Raw genomic sequence first — 18,388 nt, 5'->3', positions numbered from 1 at the left:
TTTCCCTTAGAAGTTCAGGCCGGCTTCGCGCGCGGCGTCGGCCAGGGCTTTCACCCGTCCGTGGAAGATGTAGCCGCCGCGATCGAAGACGACGTCCTTGACGCCCTTTTCGATGGCGCGCTCGGCGACGAGCTTGCCGACCAGGGCGGCCGCGTCCTTGTCCGCGCCCTTGGCCGAGCCTTCACCCTCGAGGGTGGAGGCCGAGGCCAGGGTCACGCCGCGTTCATCGTCGATGATCTGGGCGTAGATGTTCTTGGACGAACGGAAGACCGACAGGCGCGGGCGACCGTTGGACAGAGCCTTGAGGCGGGTGCGCGTGCGCTGGGCGCGACGAGCAGCGGATTCACGAGGAGAGAGCGCCATGGCTTACTTCTTCTTGCCTTCCTTGCGGCGAACCTTCTCGCCGGCATAGCGCACGCCCTTGCCCTTGTAGGGCTCCGGCGGACGAATGCGGCGGATCTTCGCGGCAATCTCGCCGACCGCCTGCTTGTCAGCGCCGGCGATCTTGATTTCGGTCTGCTTGGGCACCGCGAAGGTGACGCCGGCCGGAGCCTCGACGTCCACGTCGTGGGAGAAACCGAGCTGGATGGAGAGCGCGGTGCCCTTCATCGCGGCGCGGTAACCGACGCCCACCAGCTCGAGGGTTTCCTCGAAGCCCGTGGTGACGCCGTGCACCATGTTGGCGACCAGCGTGCGGGACAGGCCCCACATCGACTTGGCGCGCGAGGACTCGTTCCGCGGGACCAGGGCCAGCTCATCGCCGTCCTGCTTGATCTCGATTTCTTCCGGAACCGTCCAGGAGAGTTGGCCCTTGGGCCCCTTCACCGTCACCGTCTGGCCTTCGAGCGTCAGGTTGACGCCCTTGGGGATCGAGACGGCCTTCTTACCGATACGTGACATGCTCTTTCCCTCCCGCGCCTAGTAGACGCGGCAGAGGACTTCGCCACCGACGTTAGCGTCGCGTGCGGCGGAGTCCGACATGACGCCCTTCGGCGTCGAAAGGATCGAGATGCCCAGGCCGTTCTTGATCGGCTTCAGGTCCTTGATCGACGAATAGACGCGACGGCCAGGCTTGGACACGCGGCTGATCTCGGCGATCACGGGCTCACCGTCAAAATACTTGAGCTCGATCTCGAATTCGGGGAACGCGCCGGGCTTCTCGACCAGCGAGTAGCCGCGGATGTAGCCTTCGTCGGCCAGCACGTCCAGGACGCGGGCGCGCAGCTTGGAAGCCGGCGTCGCGACCTTGGCGCGCTTGCGCGTGGCGGCGTTCTTGATGCGAGCGATCATATCGCTCAGGGGATCGTTCATCGACATCTGATCGTCCTCACCAGCTCGACTTGACGAGGCCGGGGATCTGCCCCTGCGAACCCAGTTCGCGCAGAGCAACCCGGCTCATCTTCAGCTTGCGATAGTAGGCGCGCGGGCGGCCGGTCACTTCGCAGCGGTTGCGAATGCGAACAGCCGACGAGCTGCGCGGAAGCTTCGCGAGCTTCAGGCGGGCTTCGAAGCGTTCTTCCAGCGGCAGGCTTTCGTCGTTGGCGATCGCCTTCAGCGCAGCGCGCTTGTCGGCGTATTGCTTGACGAGGGCCTTGACCGCGAGATTACGGTTAACGGCGCTTTTCTTGGCCATGGTGTGTTTCCCTGCCCGCTCTTAATTGGTGAACGGGAACTGGAATTCCTTCAGGAGAGCCTTGGCTTCCTGGTCGGTCTTCGCAGTGGTGCAGACGATGATGTCCATGCCCCAGATCTGTTCGATCTGGTCATAGTTGATTTCCGGGAACACCAGGTGCTCCTTCAGGCCCATGGCGTAGTTGCCACGGCCGTCGAAGCTCTTGCCGTTCAAGCCGCGGAAGTCCTTCACGCGCGGCAGCGCGATCGTGACCAGGCGGTCGAGGAATTCGTACATCCGGTCCTTGCGGAGGGTCACCTTGGCGCCGACCACCATGCCTTCGCGCAGCTTGAAGCCGGCGATCGACTTGCGGGCCTTCGTGGCGACCGGCTTCTGGCCGGCGATAGCCATCAGATCCTTCAGCGCGGTCTGGGCCTTCTTGGAGTCGGCCACGGCCTCGCCGATGCCCATGTTCAGGACGATCTTGTCCAGCTTGGGGATCTGCATTTCGTTGGTGTACGCGAACTGTTCCTTCATCGCGGCGCGGATGCGCGAGCGATATTCGGACTTCAGCCGCGGCTCGTAAGCTTGATCAGCCATTGATCACCTCGCCCGTCGTCTTGGCGACGCGCACCTTCTTGTCGCCTTCGATCTTGAAGCCGACGCGGGTGGCCTTGCCGTTGGAGTCAACGAGCGCGACGTTCGAGACGTGCAGCGCCGCTTCCTTGGTCTTGATGCCGCCTTGCGGTTCGGCTTGGGTCGGCTTGGTGTGGCGTTGAACCAGGTTCACGCCTTGCACCAGGACACGGTTTTCCTTGGGGAGAACCTGGGTCACAGCGCCTTGCTTGCCCTTGTCCTTGCCGGCCAGGACGACAACGCGGTCGCCCTTCTTAATCTTGGCAGCCATTACAGCACCTCGGGGGCGAGGGAGATGATCTTCATGTGGTTCTTGGCGCGCAGTTCGCGGGGAACCGGGCCGAAGATCCGCGTGCCGACCGGCTCGCTCTGCTTGTTGACGATGACCGCGGCGTTCTTGTCGAAACGGATCAGCGACCCGTCCTTACGCTTCATGCCTTGGTTCACGCGAACGACGACGGCGCGGAGCACGTCGCCCTTCTTCACGCGGCCGCGCGGAATGGCTTCCTTAACGGACACGACGATCACGTCACCGACGCTGGCGTAGCGACGACCCGCGCCACCCAGCACCTTGATGCACATGACCCGGCGGGCGCCGGAGTTATCGGCGACTTCCAGGTTAGTTTGCATCTGGATCATGGTTCAAACCTTCCAGATTAAGCGGAAGCCTTGGGAAGGACTTCCCAGGTCTTCAGCTTGGACTTCGGAGCGCACTCGATGATACGGGCAACTTCGCCCGCCTTGTACGCATTGCTCTCATCGTGCGCGTGGTACTTCTTGGACCGACGCACGATCTTCTTCAGCAGCGGGTGAACGATGGTCCGTTCAACCTTGACCACTACGGTCTTGTCGCCCTTATCGGAGACGACAACCCCTTCGAGGATACGCTTGGGCATATCGTTCTCCTTAAGCCGCGGCCTTGGCGCGCAGCACGGTCTTGATGCGGGCGATCTCCTTGCGGATCTCGCCGACGCGGTGGGTCTTCTCCACCTGACCGGTCGCCGCCTGGAAGCGCAGGTTGAACTGCTCCTTCTTCAGGTTGAGCAGCTGCTCGGCGAGCTGGTCGGGGGTCATGCCCCGGATGTCAGCAATCTTGGTCATGCCGCTTCGGCCTCCAGAGCCGCACCGGCGTCGATGCGGGTGACGACGCGGGTGCGGATCGGCAGCTTGGCCGCGCCGAGGCGCAGGGCTTCGCGCGCGATATCGTCCGGCACGCCGTCGATTTCGAACATGATGCGGCCCGGAGCCACGCGAGCGGCCCAGTGGTCCACGGCGCCCTTGCCCTTACCCATCCGGACTTCCGCCGGCTTGCCGGTGACCGGCACGTCCGGGAAGATACGGATCCAGACGCGGCCTTGACGCTTCATCTGGCGGGTGATGGCGCGACGAGCAGCTTCGATCTGGCGAGCCGTGATGCGCTCCGGCTCGACGGCCTTCAGGCCATACGAACCGAAGTTCAGCAGGGTGCCGCCCTTCGAGGTGCCGTGGATGCGGCCCTTGAACTGCTTGCGATACTTGGTTTTTTTCGGTGACAGCATAGCGCTCTATCCTTAGCCCCGATCGCGACGGCCGCGGTCGCCCCGGTCGGGACGATCGCCGCGCTCGCGTCCGCCGCCCTCGCCGGCCGGGCCGGATTCGGTGGCCAGACGCTTGTCGAGCGCCATCGGGTCATGCTCCAGCACTTCGCCTTTGAAGATCCAGGTCTTCACGCCGATGATGCCGTAGGTGGTCTTGGCTTCCGCGAAGCCGTAGTCGATGTCGGCGCGCAGGGTGTGGAGCGGCACGCGACCTTCGCGATACCATTCCATCCGCGCGATTTCCGCGCCGCCGAGGCGGCCCGACACGTTGATGCGGATACCCTTGGCGCCAAGGCGGACAGCCGATTGGATCGACCGCTTCATGGCGCGACGGAAGGCGATCCGGCGCTCCAGCTGCTGGGCGATGGACTCGGCCACCAGCTGGGCGTCGGTTTCGGGCTTGCGGATCTCGACGATGTTCAGGTGAACCTCGCCTTCGGTCATCACCGACAGGTCCTTGCGGAGCTTGTCGATGTCGGCGCCCTTCTTGCCGATGATCACGCCCGGACGCGCCGCATAGATGGTCACGCGGCACTTCTTGTGGGGACGCTCGATGATGATGCGCGAGACGCCGGCTTGATACAGGCGCTTCTTGAGCATCGCACGGACCGCCAGGTCCTGGTGCAGGAGCTTGCCGTACTGCTCGCCGTCGGCGAACCAGCGGCTGTCCCAGGTACGGTTGACGCCGAGCCGCAGCCCGACCGGATTGACTTTCTGACCCATCAGGCGGCCTCACCCAGTTCGCGGACCACGATGGTGATCTCGGAGAACGGCTTTTCAACGCGCGTGGCCCGACCGCGCGCACGCGGCGAGAAGCGCTTCATCACCAGGTTCTTGCCCACATAGGCCTCGGCGACGACCAGCGAGTCGATGTCGAGGTTGTGGTTGTTCTCGGCGTTGGAGATGGCCGAGTACAGCGCCTTGCGGACGTCCTGAGCGATACGCTTGTGGCTGAACTCGAGCTCGTTCAGAGCGCGCTGGACGTTCAGGCCACGGATGGACTGAGCGACCAGGTTCAGCTTGCGGGCGCTGGTGCGCAGGGTGCGGACCTTGCACATCGCTTCATTGGCCGGCAGGCGGCGAGGTTGTTTAGCTTGGCTCATGGCCTACTTCCTCTTCGCCTTCTTGTCGGCGGCGTGACCGGGGAAGTTGCGGGTGGGCGCGAACTCACCGAACTTCATGCCGACCATGTCTTCCGACACGGAGACGGGAACGTGCTTCTGACCGTTGTGCACGCCGAACACCAGGCCGACGAACTGCGGCATGATGGTCGAGCGGCGCGACCAGGTCTTGATGACGTCCTTGCGGCCCGACGCGAGAGCGGCGTCGGCCTTCTTCAGGAGGTACCCGTCGACGAACGGGCCTTTCCAGACGGAGCGGGTCATGGCTTAGCGGCCCTTTTTCGCTTTGTGGCGCGAACGGATGATGAACTTATCCGTGGCCTTGTTGACGCGGGTCTTGGCGCCCTTGGTCGGCTTACCAGCCGGGGTCACCGGGTGACGGCCGCCCGAGGTACGGCCTTCACCACCGCCGTGCGGGTGGTCGACCGGGTTCATGGCGACGCCGCGGACGTGAGGACGACGGCCCATGTGACGAACGCGCCCGGCCTTGCCGAGGTTTTCGTTCATGTGGTCCGGGTTCGACACGGCGCCGACGGTGGCCATGCAGCTGTCCAGCACCATGCGCAGTTCGCCCGAGTTCAGGCGGATCTGGGCATAGCCGGCGTCACGCCCCACCAGCTGGGCGTAAGCGCCCGCCGAACGCGCGATCTGACCGCCCTTGGCGGGCTTCAGTTCGACGTTGTGGATGATCGTGCCGATCGGCAGGGTGCGCAGCGGCGAGGCGTTGCCCGGCTTCACGTCGACCTTGTCGGCGGTGACGACTTCGTCGCCGGCCTTCAGGCGTTGCGGGGCCAGGATGTAGGCCAGTTCGCCGTCCTGATACTTGATCAGGGCGATGAAGGCGGTGCGGTTGGGGTCGTACTCAAGGCGGACGACCGTGGCCGTGCCTTGCTTGCGACGCTTGAAGTCGACCAGGCGGTACAGACGCTTGGCGCCGCCGCCGCGGAAGCGGACCGCGACGCGGCCGTTGCCGCCGCGACCGCCCGACTTGGTCAGACCTTCGACCAGCTTCTTTTCCGGGCGGCCCTTGTGGAGCTCGCTGCGGTCGATCAGCACCAGGCCGCGCTGGCCAGGGCTGGTCGGGTTAAAGTGCTTCAAGGCCATGTCTTAGAGCCCCGTCGTGATGTCGATCGACTGGCCCTCGGCCAGGGTCACGATGGCTTTTTTGACGTCGGAACGGCGTCCGACGATGCCACGGAAGCGCTTGGTCTTGCCCTTGGTGACCAGGGTGTTGACCTTGGTGACCTTGACCTTGAACAGCTCTTCGACTGCGGCGGCGATTTCGTCCTTCGACGCATCGGCGGCCACGCGGAAGACGACCTTGTTCTGCTCGCTGAGCAGGGTGGCCTTCTCGGTGATCACCGGCGACAGGATCGTGTCGTAGTGGCGGGCGGTAGCGGCCATTACGCGGCTTCCTTCTCAGCGAAACGGGCCGAGATCGCCTCGATCGCGTCCTTGGTCAGGACGAGGGTCTGGCGACGCAGCACGTCGTAGACGTTCAGGCCGGCGTTCGGCAGCACGTCCACGTTCGGAATGTTGCGGGCGGCGAGCTTGAAGTTCGCGTCCACTTCCGGACCGGCGATGACCAGGGCGTTCTTCAGGCCGATCTTGTCAAAGTTGGCGCGCAGGGCGGCCGTCTTCGGATCGGTCAGAACGGCGCTGTCCAGCACGACCAGCGCGCCGGCCTTGGCCTTCGACGACAGGGCGTGGCGCAGGGCCATCGCGCGGATCTTCTTGGGAAGATCAAACGCGTGGCTGCGGACGACCGGGCCGTGGGCCTTGGCGCCGCCGACGAACTGGGCCGCCCGGCGCGAACCGTGACGGGCCGAGCCGGTGCCCTTTTGCTTGTACATCTTCTTGCTCGTACGAGAGACCTCGTTACGAACCTGAATCTTGTGGTTCCCGGAGCGGCGCTTGGCCAGCTGCCAGGTCACGACGCGCTGCAGGATGTCGCCGCGGATGTCGGCGATGCCAAAGATGGCGTCGTCGAGATCAACGGAACCGGCCTTGCCGCCGTCCAGTTTGATGACGTCGAGTTTCATTAGCCTTCGCCCTCTTCGGTCGTCGCCGCGGGGGCTTCCTCAGCGGGGGTTTCAGCGGCGGCGGCCGGAGCCTCGCCAGCCTTGCGGAAGGCGCCCGGACGCGGCAGGTCGGCCGGAGCGGCCTTCTTGATCGCGTCGCGAACCTTGACGTACGAGCCTTCCGAGCCAGGGACGGCGCCCTTGACCAGGATCAGGCCGCGCTCAACGTCGACCTTCCAGATCGTGACGTTCAGGGTGGTGACGGTTTCCTGACCCAGGTGACCGGCCATCTTCTTGCCCGGGAACGTGCGGCCCGGATCCTGGCGGTTGCCGGTCGAGCCGTGCGAACGGTGCGAGACCGAAACGCCGTGGGTGGCGCGCAGACCACCGAAGTTCCAGCGCTTCATGGCGCCGGCGAAACCCTTACCGACGGTGATGCCTTGGATGTCCACCTTCTGGCCGGCGACGTAGTGGTCGGCGGTGAATTCCGCGCCCACTTCAATCAGGGCCGACTCTTCGACGCGGAATTCGGCGACAACCCGCTTGGGCTCGACCGAGTTCTTGGCGAAGTGGCCGCGCAGGGCCTTGGAGGTGTTCTTGGGCTTCTTGGCGCCGGCGCCGAGTTGCAGGGCGGTGTAACCGTCCTTCTCGACCGTGCGCTGGCCCGTGACCTGGCAACCGTCCAGCGACAGGACGGTGACCGGGACGTGCTGTCCGGTTTCATCGAAGAAGCGGGTCATGCCCAGCTTCTTGGCGATCACGCCAGTACGATTAGCGGGGAGAGTCATCTGTTCGGCCCTCCTTACAGCTTGATTTCGACGTCGACGCCGGCCGACAGGTCGAGCTTCATCAGCGCGTCCACGGTCTGCGGAGTCGGATCAACGATGTCGAGGACGCGCTTGTGCGTACGGATCTCGAACTGCTCGCGCGACTTCTTGTCGACGTGCGGCGAGCGGTTGACGGTGAATTTCTCGATAAGCGTGGGCAGGGGGATCGGGCCCCGTACCGTCGCACCCGTGCGCTTGGCCGTATTGACGATCTCGCGCGTGGAATGATCCAACACGCGGTGATCGAAGGCCTTGAGCCGGATGCGGATGTTCTGACGATCCATATCGCTCGGTTTCCTAGTGGGCTGCGCCCGCGTCTCGAACCATTTCAAAGACCAACTCGGTCCCCGCGAGGGGTCCGAACGCAGCGTCCGCAAAACAAATTGGCCCGCCCGGTCTCCCGAGAGGGCCTGTGACTGAAAACTGCGCCCCAAAAGGCGCGATCGGCAGTCGTTCGCGAACCGCGTCTAAGCCCGAAAGCTCACAGCCGGTCCAACAGAGGGGGGCTTTTACGTGCGGGAATCGGTTTCGTCAAGCAGTTCGGGACGGGTTTCGAAGAGGCGTTCGCCTCCCCTCGCCGTTCCGCCTTCCCGGACATTCCGGAGGGCCAGGGACCTGGCTCTGGTGCGGATCGCGCCCGGGACGAAGGATCAGGCCTCGGCTTCCGTCCCGAGGCCTCAGACTTGGGACAGGTCAGCGTCAATATAACGCCGTCATGCGAAGCATGCTCGGAAGACGGCGCATGAGCATGAACGCGAGAGCGCATGCGATAGGGACGTTAACTCGCCTTCGCAAGTGTCATAAAACTGCATCAATTCTCTGTTGACCGCTCCAGACAGTCTTGCCGCCCCGGGCGAAGCTCCATAGATCCGCCGCTCCTCGACGGACGGGCGGCCCTCCCCAAACGACCGCGCGCCGATCGAGGCCACACAGTAAGGGGATTACCCACTATGAAGACCCAACTCTTCGCCGCCGCCGCCGTCCTGGCGCTGGCCGTCTCGGCTCCCGCCTTCGCCCAGAACGTCGGCTCGATCGGCGCCGCCGTGAACTACAGCGACATCAAGGCCACCGGCGTCGACGCCGACGGCACCTCCGTGAAGGTCGATGGCAACGTCGCCATCCCGACCGGCGCCTGGACCGTCACCGTGAACGGCAACGTCTCGGTCAACGACAACGACATCAGCGACGAAACCGTCGCCTCGACCGCCGCTCACGCCACGACCCTGGTCGCCGGCGACACCGTGCGCGTCGGCGGCTTCGCCGCCCTGTCGCGTCCGTCGAACGACACCCTGTGGGCCGTCGGCGGCGAAGCCAGCAAGTACTTCGACAAGGTCACCCTGACCGGCCTGGCCGCCTACGGCCAGTCGAACGACCTGGACGCCGACCTCTGGGCCGTCCGCGGCGAAGCCCGCTACTTCGTCTCGGACGACTTCCGTCTGGACGCCGGCGCCGGCTACTCGAACCTGGACCCGAAGGGCGTCTCGAGCGCCGACATCTGGGACGTCAATGTCGGCGGCGAATACAAGTTCGCCAACACCGGCTGGTCGACCTTCGCCAAGTACACCCACACCGAGTCGGACGACCTGGCGAACCTGAACGCCGAGGCCGTGAAGGTCGGCTTCCGCTACACCTTCGGCGGCAGCCTGAAGACCCGCGACCGTTCGGGCGCCGACCTGATCGACGCCGACACCCTGTTCGGCTTCGGCGTCCGCTAAACCGCACGCCGTTCGCGATCAGCGGACAGCGGAACGCCCCGGAGCTTCGGCTCCGGGGCGTTTCACTTTATATATGTGATATATGTGTGCGTCGCGCGAGCGCGGTTCGCCGAACCTTAGCGCCCGGGCGCGACCAGCCCCTGCTCCACCGGCGCCTCGCGGTCCGCCGACAGCGCCCCGTCCCTCTCCTTCAGTTCCGCCACCTGGATGACGGTTCGCTGGCCGTAATAGGGGTCGGCCTTGGCCTGCGGCTCGTTGGACTGGTGGACGAAGTAGTAGAGGAAGGCCCTCCCCCCGCTGACCACCACGTCGGGGTGCTGACCCTTGGCGGTGTCGGTGGTCTGGGTTCCCGGCTGCTCCAGCAGGCGGGTCGGCTGCAAGGTCCAGGTCTCGGCGTCGTCCGAGCGCAAGACGATCAGGCCCTTCCAGGCGTCGGCGACCATCCACCAGGCGTCCTTCCAGCGGAACACCTTGGGGCCCTCGGCGGCCATGTCGACCACCGGCTTGTCGCCGGCCGGTTTCCAGTGGACGAGGTCGGGGCTTTCCACCGCCACGATCCGCGCGCCCTTGCGCTCGTCCTTGTACCAGAGGCGATAGCGGTCGCCGACCTTGGCCACACTGGCGTCGATCACCCGGTCCGAGCCCAGGTCCAGGGTCTTGCCGCAAGTCCAGGTCTTGAGATCCTTGCTGGTGAGGTGGACGATCCGCGCCGTGGCGCCCGGCTGGTTCCAGCGATGGAAGACCCCCGGCACCACGGTCAGCCACATGTGATAGACGCCGCCCTCGGCGTACAGTTCCGGCGCCCACAGGGTCTGGCCGGTGCAGGCGGCGGGGATCTTGGCCACGCCCTTGTAACGCCAGGCTAGGCCGTCCCTGGACGTCGCCATGCCGATCGGCGTGGCGTGAACCCAGGCCACGTCCTGCGGATCAGGGCTTTTCATCGTCGCCCGGCGGTTGGTGTAGAACATCACCCACTCGCGATGGGCCTTGTCGAACACGATCGACACGTCGGCCGCGCCATCGGTGACGGGATCGCGATAGAGCGGCTTGGGCGCCGCCGCCTGCGAAACGACGGGCAGCGCCAGAGCGCAAGCCAGGGCCAACACCTGCAGTTTCATGCCGCTTCCCCCGATCCGAACACGGCCTCACCGCGAACGAGCAGAAAGAGCATTAACTCAGACTATTGTCATCCCGGAAGCCTCGCAGAGGCTGTCCGGGATCTCGGGGCCCGCCTGCTGGGGTCCTAGCGGCCGACGATCACCTGGCCCGAGCCGGCGACCGACTTTTCGATCGGGCCGTTGACCTTGGCGATGCGCACGTCGCCCGAACCGGCGATGTGGGCTTCGACCGCGTCGGCCTCGCCGCCGAAATCGACGTCGCCCGAGCCCATGATGCTGACCTCGACCGAGCGCGAACGGCCGCGATTAATGGTCACGTCGCCGGAGCCGGCGATGTTGGCCTCGAGCTTGCCGTTGACGCTGGCGGTCGTGACGCCGCCCGAGCCGGCGATGTTGACCTCCAGGTCGCCGCCGATCTCCTGGGTCTTCACGTCGCCCGAGCCGGCGATGTTGATCTCGGCCGAAGCGGCGCTGCCGGCCTTGGTGTCGCCCGAGCCGGCCTGGTTCAGTTCGAACTTGCCCTTGACGTTGGCCACGGTCCAGTCGCCGCAACCGGCGTTGGAGAGCTCCAGATGGTCGGTGCGGCCGACGCTGCCGAACACCGCGCCGGCGGCCGCGACCTCGGCGTCCATCGGCACGCGGACCACGATCTGCGGGATGTCATCCCACTTCACGTCGCCGACGCCGCGCACATGGACCACGGTCTTGCCCATCACCGTGTTGCAACCGTTGATCCGATGCCGGCGCAGGCCGCCGTCGACCGTCACGTCCGAGCCGTTCCGGCGGATGTCCAGCGGCAGGCTCTTGTTGGTGGTGAGAAATTCCACCTTCACGTCGCCGCGCGCCTCCGGCACCACGACCACCCGGGCCACGGCGTCCTTGATCTTGACGGACGGGTCGGCGGCGGCGACCCCGGCGAAGCCCAGGGCGGCGGCGGCGGTGGCCAGGAGCAGAAAAGCGCGCATCGGTGTTCCCTCGAAACAAGGCGTTTGTTGCGGGAAAGCTAGCCGCGCCCTTATCGAGAAACGACTTAATTCGAGGTCATGACCCGGTTGTCATGATTGGGCCGCAATCGAAGCGGCGCCACGTTCGACTTCAGCCCGCGTGCGCCGCCAGCCGCACCGGGACCGACTTGTAGGCCGGCGTGCCGCTGCGACGGTCGTGGTCCTCCAGCGCCACCAGCACGTTGGCCTCCGGATAGTAGGCCGCCAGGCAGCCGCGCGGGATGTCCCGCTCGACCAGGGTGAAGCCGCGCACCGCCCGTCGCCCCGTGTCGTCGAAGGCGGCCGTCAGGTCGATGCGGTCGCCCGCCTTCAGGCCCCTGGCGGCGATGTCGTCGGGATGGGCGAACACCACGTCGCGCCGGCCGAACACGCCGCGATAGCGGTCGTTCTGGCCATAGATGGTGGTGTTGTACTGGTCGTGGCTGCGCAGGGTGGTCAGCAGCAGGACGTCGGCCTGGCCCCGCCGGACGTCCTGGCCGTCGCGGCGGTGGGCCAGGAACTGAGCCTTGCCGCTGGGAGTCTTCCAGACCCGGTCGGACGGCGGGACCGGCAGGCGGAACCCGCCCGGCTGGCGCACGCGCTCATTATAGTTGGCGAAGGCCTCGGGAAAGACGGCCTCGATCAGGTCGCGGATCCTGTCGTAGTCAGCGGCCAGCCCCAGCCAGTCGATGATGTCGTCCGGGCCGAACAGCGCCGCCCCGATACCGGCGATGATGGCCGGCTCCGACTTCAGCTGGTCCGAGGCCGGGGCGTTCAGGCCGCGCGAGGCATGGACCATCGACATGGAGTCCTCGACCGTCACCGCCTGACGGCCCCCGGCCTGCACGTCGATTTCGGTGCGGCCTAGACAGGGCAGGAGCAGGCTCTCGGCGCCGTGCAGCAGGTGCGTGCGGTTCAGCTTGGTGGCCACGTGGACGGCCAGCCCGACCTTGCGCATCGCCGCGAAGGTCCGGGTCGGGTCCGGCGCGGCGACGGCGAAATTGCCGCCCAGGCCGAAGAACACCCGCGTTTCACCGGCCTCCATGGCGGCGATGGTCTCGACCACCGTGTGGCCGTGCTCGCGCGGCGACTTGAAGGCGAAGACCCGGTCCATGGCGTCCAGGAACGCCGCCGAGGGCTTCTCCCAGATGCCGACCGTCCGGTCGCCCTGGACGTTGGAATGGCCCCGCAGCGGACAGATCCCCGCCCCAGGCCGGCCGATATTGCCCTTCAGCAGCAGCAGGTTGACCAGCTGCTGCACGGTGCTGGACGAGTTCCGATGCTGGGTCAGGCCCATGCCGTAGCAGAGGATGGTGGCCTTGGCGCCGGCATAGGCCCGGGCCGCCTCCTCGATCTGGCTCCGCGACAGCCCCGAGCCGGCCTCGATCTCGTCCCAGGTCAGGCCCTCGACCACGGCCTTCACCGCCTCGAAGCCCTCGGTGTGCTCGGCGATGAAGGCGCGATCCAGCACGGTTCCCTGACTCTCGGCGTCCAGGGCCAGCACCGCCTTCATGATCCCCTGCACCGCCAGGGCGTCGCCGCCGATCGCCACCTGGTAATAGGCCGAGGCGATCGGGGTCGAGGACAGGGTCGCCATCTCGACCGGGTCCTGCGGCGCGGCGAACTTTTCCAGCGCTCGCTCCCTCAGCGGATTGAAGGCCAGGATGGTCGCCCCGCGCCGCGAGGCGTCGCGCAGGGTGGTCATCATCCGCGGATGGTTGGTGCCGGGATTGTGGCCGAAGCTGAGGATCAGGTCGGCGTGGTCGAAGTCCTCCAGCGTCACCGAGCCCTTGCCCATGCCGATGGAGTCCGGCAGGCCGACGCTGGTCGGCTCGTGGCACATGTTCGAGCAGTCGGGGAAATTGTTGGTTCCCACCCGCCGGCCCAGCAGCTGGAACAGAAACGCCGCCTCGTTCGAGGCCCGACCCGAGGCGTAGAACTCGGCCTGGTTCGGATGCTCCAGCCCGCGCAAGGCGTCGGCGGCGCGCGCGAACGCCTCGTCCCACGTGATGGGAACGTAGCGATCCGTCGCCCGATCATAGGCCATGGGATGGGTCAGCCGGCCCAGATCCTCCAGGGCGTGGTCGCTCCAGGTCAGCAGTTCGGTGACGGTGTGGCCGGCGAACGCCTCGGGCGTGGCGCGTTTGGACGTCGCCTCCCAGGCCACGGCCTTGGCCCCGTTCTCGCAGAACTCGAACGACGATGTGTGCTTGGGATCGGGCCAGGCGCAACCGGGGCAGTCGAAACCCTCCGGCTGATTGGCGCGCAGCAGGGTCTTGCCGCCCTCGATCACCGTCTCCTGGTCGGTCAGGGCCCCGGCCACCGCCTTCAGCGCGCCCCAGCCGCCGGCGGCCTTGTCGTAGCGATGGATGCCGGGAACGCCGGCATTGGGTCTACGGTCGGCCATCACGCGTACTCCGGCGCAGTGTCGAGCAGGCGCTCGGCATGGGTGAAGACGGCGTGGCCGTCGGCGCGGGCCAGGGCCGCCAGGGTCAAGCCGGCCTCCTCGGCCCGGCGGATCGCCAGGTCGGTGGGCGCCGAGACCGCCACCAGGATCGAGCAGCCCATGCGCACGGTCTTCTCGACCATCTCGAAGGAGCAGCGGCTGGTGACCAGCACGAAGCCGCCCGACGGGTCGCGGCCCTGGCGAGCCATCGCTCCGGCCAGCTTGTCCAGCGCGTTGTGACGGCCCACATCCTCGCGGACCAAGACCAGCGCGCCCTCGCCGTCTGCGAACGCCGCCGCATGGGTGGCGCGGGTCAGGCGGCCCAAGGCCTGGACCTCGTCCAGGGCGTCGACGGCCCGCTGCACCGCCTGGTGCGAAACCTTCGCCCCGCCCTCCAGGCGCGGCAACGGCCGCACCGCGTCGGCCAGGCGCTGCACGCCGCATAGCCCGCAGCTGGACCGCCCTTCCAGGGTGCGCGGCCGGGCCTTGCGCTGGATCGTCCCGGGCTTGAGCCGGACGTCCGCCAGGATCCCCAGGTCGGTCTCGCTGACCTCAATGTCCACGATGTCCTCGGCCCGAGCCACCGCCTCGGTCAAGGTAAAGCCCCGGGCCAGGTCTTCGACATCGTCCGGCGTGGCCATCAAGACCGTGTGCGGCCGGCCGTCGAACGACAGGCCCACGGCGACCTCCTGGGGTGTGGCGCGGGCGATGGGCTGGGATCCGGTCGCGACCCGCCACTGAAGGGCGGAGCGGCGTTGGGCGGCGGCTTTCGACATGATCGGAGTCTACCGCCTCGCCGCCCGCATCTCCAAGCCTGAAGCCCTCGCTCCGTTCAAGACGACAGGAACGTTCAAATTCCGTCGCGCAGGACGGATGACCCGGCGGCGATCCTGACGCACTCTAGGGCCATGGCCATCATCGACACTCGCCGCGACCAGATGTTTCCCATCCTCCAGCCGGAGGAGATCGACCGCCTTCGCCGGTTCGGCGCCCTGGCCCACGCCAAGGCCGGCGCCGTGCTGGCCAAGGCCGGCGAGGTCTCGCCCGGGGTCATGGTGGTGCTCGAGGGCAGCGCCCGGGTCACCCGCCGCGACGCGCTGGAGGAAACCCACCTGATCGTCGAGCACGGCCCCGGCGCCTTCATCGGCGAACTGGCCCAGCTGTCGGGCCGCCCGTCGCTGGTCGACGTCCACGCCTTGACCGACCTGGAGGTGCTGCGGATCAAGCCCGAGCGGCTGCGCGCGGTGCTGATCGCCGAGGCCGAGCTGGGCGAGCGGATCATGCGGGCCCTGATCCTGCGCCGGGTCGGACTGCTGGAGACGGGCGCGGGCGGCCCGGTGATCATCGGCCGGGCCGCTGACGGCGAAGTCATCCGCCTGTCCGGCTTCCTGGGCCGCAACGGCCATCCCTACCAGCACCTGGACCCCGACACGGTCGATTGCGCCAAGGTGCTGATCGAACGGTTCTCGGTCGACGAGGCCGAACTGCCGATCGTGCTCTGCCCTGGCGGCCAACTGCTGCGCCATCCGTCCAACGCCGAACTGGCCCGCTGCATCGGCATGGTCGGCGACCTGGATCCGGACCGTGTCTACGACGTGGCCGTGGTCGGCGCGGGCCCCGCAGGCCTGGCCACCGCCGTCTACGCCGCTTCCGAGGGCCTGTCGGTGCTGGTGCTCGACACGCGGGCGTTCGGCGGTCAGGCCGGAGCCTCGGCCCGGATCGAGAACTATCTGGGCTTTCCCACCGGCGTGTCCGGCATGGCCCTGATGGCCCGGGCCTACAACCAGGCCCAGAAGTTCGGCGCCAACCTGGCCATCCCCGACGAGGTGGCGACGCTCGACTGCGCCGGCGACGCCGAAAAGGACGGGGGCCTCGGCGGCTATCACCTGAAGCTGGTCAGCGGCGAGACCACCCAGGCCAGGACCGTGGTCATCGCCAGCGGGGCCCGCTACCGGCGCCTGGACGTACCCAATCTCGACGCGTTCGAAGGCAGCAGCGTCCACTACTGGGCTTCGCCGCTCGAGGCCAAGCTGTGCGCGGGTCAGGAGGTGGCGCTGGTCGGGGCGGGCAACTCGGCCGGCCAGGCGGCGGTCTACCTGGCCAGCCAGGTCAAGAAGGTGTGGCTGGTGATCCGCGGCAGGAGCCTGGACGCCAGCATGTCGCGCTACCTGATCGACCGCATCGAGAGCCTGCCCAATATCGAGCTCGTCACCCGCAACGAGATCGTCGCGCTGGAAGGCGAGGACGGCCAGTTGCGCGCGATCCGGCACCGCGACCTCGACACCGGCGAGGAGAGCCGCTGCGAAATCAGCCACCTGTTCCTGTTCATCGGGGCCGCGCCCAACACCGCCTGGCTGAACACGTGCCGGGTGGAGCTGGACAACCACGGCTTCGTCCGCACGGGCCAGGATCTGGCCCCGGGCCATCCGTCCCTGCAGACCAGTCGCCACGGGGTGTTCGCGATCGGCGACGTGCGAGCCGGCTCGGTCAAGCGGGTGGCGGCGGCGGTCGGCGAAGGCGCCCAGGTGGTGGCCGCGATCCACGCCTATCTGGCCGAACCGGTGACGACGGCCTGAACCAAAACCTTCTTCACAGGCCAAGATTACGCATCCTTAAATTGCGGCTGGGCGCGCGGACGGCGATCGTCCGGCCAGCAAGGGGATCAATCTTATGAAGTTGAAGATAGTGCTCGGCGCGGCGAGCCTGCTGGCCGCCGCCCCGCCCGCCCTGGCCGCCGCGCCCGCTTGCGCCGTGCCGGACTACGCCAGACAGGCGCGCGAGTTGATCAAGCCGTATCTGGAAGCCGAGAGCTTCAGCGGATCGATCCTGGTGGCCAAGGACGGCGCGCCGGTGTGGCGCGAGAGCTTCGGCGCGGCCAACCGCGAATGGGACGTGGCCAACACCGCCGACACCAAGTTCCGTCTCGGCTCGATCACAAAGCAGTTCACCGCCACGGCGATCCTGCAGCTGGCCGAGCAGGGCAAGCTGGCGGTCGACGACCCGATCTCGAAACACTACGCCGACGCGCCGCCGACCTGGGCCAAGGTGACCCTCAAGCACCTGCTGACCCACACCTCCGGCATTCCCAGCTACACGGGCCTGCCGAAGTTCTTCGAGACCAGCTCCAAGCAGCCGCTCACCCCCGACGGGATCATCAAGCTGACCCGCGACATGCCCCTGGAGTTCGAGCCGGGCACGAAATACGCCTACGACAACACCGGCTACATCCTGCTGGGCTACGTGATCGAGAAGGTCTCGGGCCAGGCCTATGCCGACTATGTGACCGAGCACATCTTCGCGCCGCTGGGCATGAAGGACACCGGCTACGACGTCAGCGGTGTGATCCTGCACCACCGCGCTTCCGGCTATCAGCCCTCCAAGGACGGCTGGAAGAACGCCGATTACCTGGACATGACCCTGCCCTACGCGGCCGGCTCGCTCTATTCGACCACCGGCGACCTGCTGATCTGGGATCGCGCCTTGGCCGACGGAAAGATCCTGACCCCGGCTTCGCGCCAGGCGATGTTCACCGACTACGGCCACGAATACGGGTTCGGCTGGCGGATCGACACCGACGGCGGCCATGCCCGAGTCGGCCACGGCGGCGGGATCAACGGCTTCTCGACCGGCATCGCGCGCTACCCGAAGGACGGCGTCGTCGCCATCGTGCTGGCCAATTACATGGGCGCTCCGTCCAACGGCATGGCCGACAATCTGGCGGGGCTGTGCGTGGGAACCTACCAGCCGCCCAAGGCGATCACCCTGCCCACGGCGACCCTCGACCGCTATGTCGGCGACTATGTGCTGTCGCCGACCTTCACCCTGACCATCAGCCGCCAGGGCGACCAGTTGATCAGCCAGGGCACGAACCAGGGACCGGTCCCGATCTATCCCAGCGCCCCGGGCGAGTTCTTCGCGCGGATCGTCAACGCCAGGATCAGCTTCACCCAGGCCGGCGACGCCCCAGCCTCGGCCCTGGTGCTGCATCAGGGCGGCAAGGACCGGACGGCGCCGCGGGCGGCGGCCAAGTAGCGCCCGGGCGACGACCGCTTGCCCCCTACGGGTCGCTTCGCGACCGTCTTCCCCCAGAGGGGGAAGAGCCTTGTCGTTGACGCCGTGCGGCTCCGCCCCCTACGGGGGCAGGTGGGGCCAAGTGCGTGACCCCCAAAGCAAAAGGCCCCGGAGTTTCCTCCGGGGCCTTCGCTTGTCTCAGCCGAAGCTAGACCGTCGAGGTTATTCGACGATTTTCGCGACGACGCCGGCGCCGACGGTGCGGCCGCCTTCACGGATGGCGAAGCGCAGCTTCTCTTCCATGGCGATCGGGGTGATCAG

The 18,388-nt window shown here is 66.9% G+C and carries 26 protein-coding genes and 1 pseudogene; 3 read left to right on the top strand and 24 right to left on the bottom strand.

The annotated features are described in order from the left end of the window. Positions 1-6: 6 nt before the first annotated feature. The 19 genes and pseudogenes from rplR to EV278_RS24550 all read right to left on the bottom strand — a co-directional run. Entirely contained in the window at positions 7-363 is a 357-nt protein-coding gene (gene rplR, locus EV278_RS21845; RefSeq protein WP_132096014.1) for a 50S ribosomal protein L18, read from the bottom strand. Positions 364-366: 3 nt separating this feature from the next. Continuing rightward, on the bottom strand, positions 367-900 hold the full coding sequence (gene rplF, locus EV278_RS21840) for a 50S ribosomal protein L6 (protein WP_132096012.1): 534 nt from the start codon (positions 898-900) through the stop codon (positions 367-369). Positions 901-918: 18 nt separating this feature from the next. Further along, a complete protein-coding gene (rpsH, locus tag EV278_RS21835) occupies positions 919-1,317 on the bottom strand; it encodes a 30S ribosomal protein S8 (RefSeq protein WP_007662733.1) in 399 nt (132 codons plus the stop codon). 10 nt (positions 1,318-1,327) lie between these two features. Then, a complete protein-coding gene (gene rpsN / locus EV278_RS21830) occupies positions 1,328-1,633 on the bottom strand; it encodes a 30S ribosomal protein S14 (RefSeq protein ID WP_132096010.1) in 306 nt (101 codons plus the stop codon). A gap of 21 nt (positions 1,634-1,654) precedes the next feature. After that, a complete protein-coding gene (rplE, locus tag EV278_RS21825; RefSeq protein ID WP_132096008.1) occupies positions 1,655-2,212 on the bottom strand; it encodes a 50S ribosomal protein L5 in 558 nt (185 codons plus the stop codon). Beyond that, complete coding sequence (rplX, locus tag EV278_RS21820) at positions 2,205-2,519, bottom strand: 50S ribosomal protein L24 (RefSeq protein ID WP_132096006.1); 315 nt, start codon at positions 2,517-2,519, stop codon at positions 2,205-2,207. The genes rplE and rplX overlap by 8 nt, the downstream gene beginning before the upstream one ends. Beyond that, positions 2,519-2,887 carry a 50S ribosomal protein L14 gene (gene rplN / locus EV278_RS21815; protein WP_007662742.1) on the bottom strand — a complete coding sequence of 123 codons (369 nt, stop codon included), beginning with the start codon at positions 2,885-2,887 and terminating at the stop codon, positions 2,519-2,521. The genes rplX and rplN overlap by 1 nt, the downstream gene beginning before the upstream one ends. A 17-nt stretch (positions 2,888-2,904) precedes the next feature. Next, positions 2,905-3,144, bottom strand: coding sequence for a 30S ribosomal protein S17 (gene rpsQ / locus EV278_RS21810; RefSeq protein ID WP_035080025.1), 240 nt, complete (start codon positions 3,142-3,144; stop codon positions 2,905-2,907). Positions 3,145-3,154: 10 nt separating this feature from the next. After that, a complete protein-coding gene (gene rpmC / locus EV278_RS21805) occupies positions 3,155-3,349 on the bottom strand; it encodes a 50S ribosomal protein L29 (protein WP_029912302.1) in 195 nt (64 codons plus the stop codon). Next, positions 3,346-3,786 carry a 50S ribosomal protein L16 gene (gene rplP / locus EV278_RS21800; protein ID WP_012285672.1) on the bottom strand — a complete coding sequence of 147 codons (441 nt, stop codon included), beginning with the start codon at positions 3,784-3,786 and terminating at the stop codon, positions 3,346-3,348. The genes rpmC and rplP overlap by 4 nt, the downstream gene beginning before the upstream one ends. 12 nt (positions 3,787-3,798) lie before the next feature. Continuing rightward, entirely contained in the window at positions 3,799-4,548 is a 750-nt protein-coding gene (rpsC, locus tag EV278_RS21795) for a 30S ribosomal protein S3 (RefSeq protein WP_028041108.1), read from the bottom strand. Next, entirely contained in the window at positions 4,548-4,928 is a 381-nt protein-coding gene (gene rplV / locus EV278_RS21790) for a 50S ribosomal protein L22 (RefSeq protein ID WP_012285670.1), read from the bottom strand. Before rplV ends, rpsC begins: the two co-directional genes overlap by 1 nt. A gap of 3 nt (positions 4,929-4,931) precedes the next feature. Next, positions 4,932-5,210: a 30S ribosomal protein S19 gene (gene rpsS / locus EV278_RS21785; protein WP_012285669.1), complete on the bottom strand. Its 279-nt coding sequence runs from the start codon at positions 5,208-5,210 to the stop codon at positions 4,932-4,934. A gap of 3 nt (positions 5,211-5,213) precedes the next feature. Continuing rightward, on the bottom strand, positions 5,214-6,050 hold the full coding sequence (gene rplB / locus EV278_RS21780; RefSeq protein WP_132096004.1) for a 50S ribosomal protein L2: 837 nt from the start codon (positions 6,048-6,050) through the stop codon (positions 5,214-5,216). A gap of 3 nt (positions 6,051-6,053) precedes the next feature. Further along, on the bottom strand, positions 6,054-6,350 hold the full coding sequence (locus tag EV278_RS21775; RefSeq protein ID WP_132096002.1) for a 50S ribosomal protein L23: 297 nt from the start codon (positions 6,348-6,350) through the stop codon (positions 6,054-6,056). Further along, positions 6,350-6,988: a 50S ribosomal protein L4 gene (gene rplD, locus EV278_RS21770; RefSeq protein ID WP_089928421.1), complete on the bottom strand. Its 639-nt coding sequence runs from the start codon at positions 6,986-6,988 to the stop codon at positions 6,350-6,352. The genes EV278_RS21775 and rplD overlap by 1 nt, the downstream gene beginning before the upstream one ends. Beyond that, positions 6,988-7,755 (bottom strand): 50S ribosomal protein L3, encoded by a 768-nt coding sequence (gene rplC / locus EV278_RS21765; protein ID WP_132096000.1) that lies wholly within the window; start codon positions 7,753-7,755, stop codon positions 6,988-6,990. Before rplC ends, rplD begins: the two co-directional genes overlap by 1 nt. A 14-nt stretch (positions 7,756-7,769) precedes the next feature. After that, complete coding sequence (rpsJ, locus tag EV278_RS21760) at positions 7,770-8,078, bottom strand: 30S ribosomal protein S10 (protein ID WP_004616952.1); 309 nt, start codon at positions 8,076-8,078, stop codon at positions 7,770-7,772. Positions 8,079-8,091: 13 nt separating this feature from the next. Beyond that, a pseudogene (locus tag EV278_RS24550) lies at positions 8,092-8,184 on the bottom strand (hypothetical protein); the annotation flags it as partial. Positions 8,185-8,744: 560 nt separating this feature from the next. Here EV278_RS24550 and EV278_RS21755 point away from each other — a divergent pair. Then, positions 8,745-9,509 (top strand): P22 phage major capsid protein family protein, encoded by a 765-nt coding sequence (locus EV278_RS21755; RefSeq protein ID WP_132095998.1) that lies wholly within the window; start codon positions 8,745-8,747, stop codon positions 9,507-9,509. A gap of 116 nt (positions 9,510-9,625) precedes the next feature. Here the strand turns inward: EV278_RS21755 and EV278_RS24125 are convergent, their stop codons facing one another. The 4 genes from EV278_RS24125 to fdhD form a co-directional block, all read right to left on the bottom strand. After that, positions 9,626-10,627 (bottom strand): glycoside hydrolase family 43, encoded by a 1,002-nt coding sequence (locus tag EV278_RS24125; protein ID WP_165916741.1) that lies wholly within the window; start codon positions 10,625-10,627, stop codon positions 9,626-9,628. A 125-nt stretch (positions 10,628-10,752) separates the two neighbouring features. After that, a complete protein-coding gene (locus tag EV278_RS21745; RefSeq protein WP_132095996.1) occupies positions 10,753-11,592 on the bottom strand; it encodes a DUF2807 domain-containing protein in 840 nt (279 codons plus the stop codon). Between the two features lie 130 nt (positions 11,593-11,722). Continuing rightward, the gene (locus EV278_RS21740) at positions 11,723-14,017 is read right to left on the bottom strand and encodes an FdhF/YdeP family oxidoreductase (RefSeq protein ID WP_132095994.1); all 2,295 of its coding nucleotides are present in this window, start codon (positions 14,015-14,017) and stop codon (positions 11,723-11,725) included. Then, positions 14,017-14,832, bottom strand: coding sequence for a formate dehydrogenase accessory sulfurtransferase FdhD (fdhD, locus tag EV278_RS21735; protein WP_132095992.1), 816 nt, complete (start codon positions 14,830-14,832; stop codon positions 14,017-14,019). The genes EV278_RS21740 and fdhD overlap by 1 nt, the downstream gene beginning before the upstream one ends. Positions 14,833-14,964: 132 nt before the next feature. Here fdhD and EV278_RS21730 point away from each other — a divergent pair, with 132 nt between their 5' ends. Further along, a complete protein-coding gene (locus tag EV278_RS21730; RefSeq protein WP_132095990.1) occupies positions 14,965-16,632 on the top strand; it encodes a cyclic nucleotide-binding domain-containing thioredoxin-disulfide reductase in 1,668 nt (555 codons plus the stop codon). Positions 16,633-16,726: 94 nt separating this feature from the next. Continuing rightward, positions 16,727-18,088, top strand: coding sequence for a serine hydrolase (locus EV278_RS21725; RefSeq protein WP_132095988.1), 1,362 nt, complete (start codon positions 16,727-16,729; stop codon positions 18,086-18,088). A 201-nt stretch (positions 18,089-18,289) separates the two neighbouring features. Here EV278_RS21725 and EV278_RS21720 read toward each other — a convergent pair. Beyond that, a partial coding sequence (locus EV278_RS21720) for a hypothetical protein (RefSeq protein ID WP_132095986.1) occupies positions 18,290-18,388 on the bottom strand: 99 nt, incomplete at its 5' end.

The sequence above is a fragment of the Caulobacter sp. BK020 genome (genome assembly GCF_004342605.1).
Taxonomy (GTDB): domain Bacteria; phylum Pseudomonadota; class Alphaproteobacteria; order Caulobacterales; family Caulobacteraceae; genus Caulobacter.
The sequence above is the reverse complement of the archived record's forward strand: the minus strand, read 5'-3'. Positions and strand labels throughout refer to the sequence as shown.

Bases quoted from the DNA above. Each gene is read 5' to 3' on its own strand.
- rplR (WP_132096014.1), bottom strand. From the start codon at position 363: ATGGCGCTCTCTCCTCGTGAATCCGCTGCTCGTCGCGCCCAGCGCACG.
- rplF (WP_132096012.1), bottom strand. From the start codon at position 900: ATGTCACGTATCGGTAAGAAGGCCGTCTCGATCCCCAAGGGCGTCAAC.
- rpsH (WP_007662733.1), bottom strand. From the start codon at position 1,317: ATGTCGATGAACGATCCCCTGAGCGATATGATCGCTCGCATCAAGAAC.
- rpsN (WP_132096010.1), bottom strand. From the start codon at position 1,633: ATGGCCAAGAAAAGCGCCGTTAACCGTAATCTCGCGGTCAAGGCCCTC.
- rplE (WP_132096008.1), bottom strand. From the start codon at position 2,212: ATGGCTGATCAAGCTTACGAGCCGCGGCTGAAGTCCGAATATCGCTCG.
- rplX (WP_132096006.1), bottom strand. From the start codon at position 2,519: ATGGCTGCCAAGATTAAGAAGGGCGACCGCGTTGTCGTCCTGGCCGGC.
- rplN (WP_007662742.1), bottom strand. From the start codon at position 2,887: ATGATCCAGATGCAAACTAACCTGGAAGTCGCCGATAACTCCGGCGCC.
- rpsQ (WP_035080025.1), bottom strand. From the start codon at position 3,144: ATGCCCAAGCGTATCCTCGAAGGGGTTGTCGTCTCCGATAAGGGCGAC.
- rpmC (WP_029912302.1), bottom strand. From the start codon at position 3,349: ATGACCAAGATTGCTGACATCCGGGGCATGACCCCCGACCAGCTCGCC.
- rplP (WP_012285672.1), bottom strand. From the start codon at position 3,786: ATGCTGTCACCGAAAAAAACCAAGTATCGCAAGCAGTTCAAGGGCCGC.
- rpsC (WP_028041108.1), bottom strand. From the start codon at position 4,548: ATGGGTCAGAAAGTCAATCCGGTCGGGCTGCGGCTCGGCGTCAACCGT.
- rplV (WP_012285670.1), bottom strand. From the start codon at position 4,928: ATGAGCCAAGCTAAACAACCTCGCCGCCTGCCGGCCAATGAAGCGATG.
- rpsS (WP_012285669.1), bottom strand. From the start codon at position 5,210: ATGACCCGCTCCGTCTGGAAAGGCCCGTTCGTCGACGGGTACCTCCTG.
- rplB (WP_132096004.1), bottom strand. From the start codon at position 6,050: ATGGCCTTGAAGCACTTTAACCCGACCAGCCCTGGCCAGCGCGGCCTG.
- EV278_RS21775 (WP_132096002.1), bottom strand. From the start codon at position 6,350: ATGGCCGCTACCGCCCGCCACTACGACACGATCCTGTCGCCGGTGATC.
- rplD (WP_089928421.1), bottom strand. From the start codon at position 6,988: ATGAAACTCGACGTCATCAAACTGGACGGCGGCAAGGCCGGTTCCGTT.
- rplC (WP_132096000.1), bottom strand. From the start codon at position 7,755: ATGACTCTCCCCGCTAATCGTACTGGCGTGATCGCCAAGAAGCTGGGC.
- rpsJ (WP_004616952.1), bottom strand. From the start codon at position 8,078: ATGGATCGTCAGAACATCCGCATCCGGCTCAAGGCCTTCGATCACCGC.
- EV278_RS21755 (WP_132095998.1), top strand. From the start codon at position 8,745: ATGAAGACCCAACTCTTCGCCGCCGCCGCCGTCCTGGCGCTGGCCGTC.
- EV278_RS24125 (WP_165916741.1), bottom strand. From the start codon at position 10,627: ATGAAACTGCAGGTGTTGGCCCTGGCTTGCGCTCTGGCGCTGCCCGTC.
- EV278_RS21745 (WP_132095996.1), bottom strand. From the start codon at position 11,592: ATGCGCGCTTTTCTGCTCCTGGCCACCGCCGCCGCCGCCCTGGGCTTC.
- EV278_RS21740 (WP_132095994.1), bottom strand. From the start codon at position 14,017: ATGGCCGACCGTAGACCCAATGCCGGCGTTCCCGGCATCCATCGCTAC.
- fdhD (WP_132095992.1), bottom strand. From the start codon at position 14,832: ATGTCGAAAGCCGCCGCCCAACGCCGCTCCGCCCTTCAGTGGCGGGTC.
- EV278_RS21730 (WP_132095990.1), top strand. From the start codon at position 14,965: ATGGCCATCATCGACACTCGCCGCGACCAGATGTTTCCCATCCTCCAG.
- EV278_RS21725 (WP_132095988.1), top strand. From the start codon at position 16,727: ATGAAGTTGAAGATAGTGCTCGGCGCGGCGAGCCTGCTGGCCGCCGCC.